This window comes from Enterobacter cloacae complex sp. SYL003, from assembly GCF_049236925.1.
GTDB classification, from domain to species: domain Bacteria; phylum Pseudomonadota; class Gammaproteobacteria; order Enterobacterales; family Enterobacteriaceae; genus Enterobacter; species Enterobacter intestinihominis.
In genome coordinates this window covers 1-3,452 of record NZ_JBMKJK010000048.1, presented here as the reverse complement: position 1 = coordinate 3,452, position 3,452 = coordinate 1, and the positions used below count along the sequence as shown (strand labels likewise).

General features: G+C 46.8%; 2 protein-coding genes and 2 pseudogenes. 3 read left to right on the top strand and 1 reads right to left on the bottom strand.

The genetic code is table 11. The features are described from left to right. Positions 1-81 precede the first annotated feature (81 nt). Positions 82-339: pseudogene (locus tag ACOT1A_RS24415) on the top strand (phosphotransferase); the annotation flags it as partial. A 136-nt stretch (positions 340-475) separates the two neighbouring features. On the opposite strand, the gene ACOT1A_RS24410 reads toward ACOT1A_RS24415, so the two are convergent. Further along, positions 476-1,369: a LysR family transcriptional regulator gene (locus ACOT1A_RS24410; RefSeq protein WP_012695469.1), complete on the bottom strand. Its 894-nt coding sequence runs from the start codon at positions 1,367-1,369 to the stop codon at positions 476-478. 193 nt (positions 1,370-1,562) lie between these two features. Between ACOT1A_RS24410 and ACOT1A_RS24405 the strand changes: the two genes are divergently transcribed. After that, entirely contained in the window at positions 1,563-2,720 is a 1,158-nt protein-coding gene (locus ACOT1A_RS24405) for an iron-containing alcohol dehydrogenase (protein ID WP_021243026.1), read from the top strand. A gap of 86 nt (positions 2,721-2,806) precedes the next feature. Further along, a pseudogene (locus ACOT1A_RS24400) lies at positions 2,807-3,373 on the top strand (MFS transporter); the annotation flags it as partial. Positions 3,374-3,452: the final 79 nt, after the last annotated feature.

Genomic DNA, 3,452 nt, shown 5'->3' with positions numbered 1-3,452 from the left:
TGCCTGAAAGCGTGCGTATTGCCTGAAAACACAACCCGCTACGGGGGAGACTTACCCGAAATCTGATTTATTCAACAAAGCCCATTCTCACCGGATTCAGTCGTCACTCATGGTGATTTCTCACTTGATAACCTTATTTTTGACGAGGGGAAATTAATAGGTTGTATTGATGTTGGACGAGTCGGAATCGCAGACCGATACCAGGATCTTGCCATCCTATGGAACTGCCTCGGTGAGTTTTCTCCTTCATTACAGAAACGGCTTTTTCAAAAATATGGTATTGATAATCCTGATATGAATAAATTGCAGTTTCATTTGATGCTCGATGAGTTTTTCTAATCAGAATTGGTTAATTGGTTGTAACACTGGCAGAGCATTACGCTGACTTGACGGGACGGCGCTTCCCTACCCTCATGGCCGCCTCCCAGGAATCGACCCAGGTGCTTATCGTGGACATAATCCTTTACTCATAAATTTATCTTATTCCATTATTGTACCTGTCGCGCAAAAGTTGCAGAAAAGCCATAAACGCAGGAGAATCCTGTCGGCGGTGAGGATAATAAATATGGTAGCCGTCAAAATATGGACACCACTCGGTCAGAACAGCAATCAGCTTGCCGCTTTTGATATATCCATCTGCAACATACTCGGGAATATAGGCAATCCCCAGCCCGTCTAATGCTGCATCGAGCTGATGAATCGTGCTGTTCGCAATATATTGCCCTTTGACTTTCAGACTGAATTTCTGAGCATCTTTCTCGAATTCCCAGGCGTACAATCCACTCGTATCAGAATAGCGGACGTTAATGCAGTTGTGGTTCAAAAGATCCTGCGGCTTCCTGGGCTTAGCATAACGCTTAAAATAATCTGGTGCAGCAACAACAAGCTGGCGCCAGTTCTGGCTTATTTTTGCGGCAATCATATCATTATTCAGAACATCGCCCGGACGAATCCCGGCATCAAAACGCTGATCAACAATATCTGTAAATCCATAGTCAATGCCGATTTCAATCTGAATATCTGGGTAGCGACTCAGAAAGTCCGGTAATACAGGACGGATCAAATACTGGATAACATCATCTGCCGCCGTGAGGCGTATGACGCCAGTGGGTTTTTCCCTAAGCTCACTCAACCGACTAATAGCATCATCAACCTGTTCCATTAACGGGCCAACTTCGTTAATGAGCCTTTCACCTGCTTCCGTAGTGGAGATACTGCGGGTGGTTCTGGCCAGCAGGCGGATCCCAAGCCTTTCCTCAAGAGATTTCACCGTGTGGCTGATGGCTGAGGGTGTCACACCTATTTCAGCTGCGGCTTTGGTAAAGCTTTTCAGCCTGGCCACTGTTAAAAAAACCTTTAATTCATCCACACGATTCCTCCTCCTCGGTCCCTACTGGAGACGTCAGCGTACCAGTCTGTCATTAATTATCAAATAAATTTCACAAGTAAGTGAAATTTATGTTGATTAATAAATAAAATTCAAAATGGTACTTTATATTCCACGACGTGAATATGTCCTCGTTGTAGTGACGGCTTTTAATTCTGAAAATGAGGTAATCATTATGCAAGATTTTATCTATCATAATCCGGTAAAAATTCTTTTTGGTCGCGATCAAATTTCTGCGTTAGCACAAGAAGTCCCGCAGGGTAAAAAGGTCATGATTGTCTATGGCGGGGGCAGCGTTATAAAACACGGTATATTGAAACGCGTAAAAGAGTCCCTGACAAACACCCTGGTTTATGAGTTTGGCGGTGTAGAAGCAAACCCTCATTATGAAACCCTGATGAAAGCCGTTGAGATTGTCAGAACAGAAAAAATTGATTTTCTTCTGGCCGTGGGCGGCGGTTCAGTGATCGACGGGACTAAATTTATTGCCGCCGCAGCCCTCTACGAAAATGATCCATGGGAGATCGTCAAGAGTTATGGCGGCGTGGTGAAACAAGCTCTCCCTTTTGGATGCGTGCTGACCCTGGCGGCCACGGGTTCAGAGATGAATAACACGGCGGTGATTAATCGGGTGACCACCCAGGATAAACTCTTTTTCACCTCCCCTTACGTTATGCCGAAATTTTCAGTGCTCGAACCGGAAATGACCTACACGCTGCCTGAACAACAAACCGCAAACGGGGTTGTTGATGCCTTTGTCCACGTTCTTGAGCAATACATTACTTACCCGGTTAACGCTAAGGTGCAGGATCGCCTGGCGGAAGGACTGCTGAGCACGCTGAAAGAAGAAGGCCCAGTAGCCCTTAAAAATCCACAGAACTACGACGCCAGAGCTAACATCATGTGGGCTGCGACGATGGCCCTGAATGGAATGTTGAGCGCAGGTGTCCCAACTGACTGGGCTTCTCACATGATTGGCCAGGAAATTACTGCATTATACGGAATCGACCACGCCCGTACCCTCGCTATCGTTATGCCTGCACTATGGCGCTTGTGCAAAAAGGAAAAAGCAGAAAAGCTGGCTCAGTACGGTGCGCGTGTCTGGAATATTCCTGAGTCTGATAGCGAAAAAATGGCCGATGAGGCTATCAATGCCACCGTGGAATTTTTTGAACTGATGGGCGTTAAAACCCGACTTTCTGATTATGGTCTGGGCGCGGAAGATATTTCAGCTGTTATCGGCAAGTTAAAAGAACATGGGCACATCGCATTAGGTGAACATGGAAAAATTACTGCTGAAGTGGCGGAAACAATACTGAACATGGCACTTTAATTGACTAACGATCTACTCTATTAGGCGCTAAGCCTGCGCACCTGGCAGGCTTAATTAAACATTAACGGTATTGCAAAATGCAGAAAATGAATGACACATTTCCCTATATGCCATTAATGGCTTTTGCGATGACCGGATTTATTTGCATCATGACGGAAACTATTCCAGCAGGATTATTGCCAGAAATCAGTAAGGGAATGAATATTTCGCTGGCTAGCGCAGGCCAGTGGGTCACCGTCTACGCCCTCGGGTCATTATTTGCCGCTATTCCGTTAACTATCGTTACCCGGTCGTGGAATCGGAAATATGTCTTATTAATGACCGTAGCGGGATTCTTCATTTTTAATACCATTACCGCACTTTCATCAAATGTTTACCTGACCCTGTTAGCGCGTTTGGGGGCCGGGGCGGCTGCGGGACTGGCGTGGAGCCTGCTGGCGGGGTTTTCACGCCGAATTGTTGAGCCGCTTCATCAGGGTCGGGCTATGGCGATAGCCATGGCTGGGACACCGCTGGCGCTCTCACTAGGCGTTCCGCTGGGAACCTGGCTTGGGCATTATCTTGGCTGGCGCCTGACGTTCGGTATTATGTCAGTACTTTCGCTGTTACTAATGATATGGATCCGTATCAGCGTTCCGGACTCTGCGGGGCGGCTTTGTTGAATAAATCGAACTTTTGCTGAGTTGAAGGATCAGATCACGCATCTTCCCGACAACGCAGACCGTTCCGTGG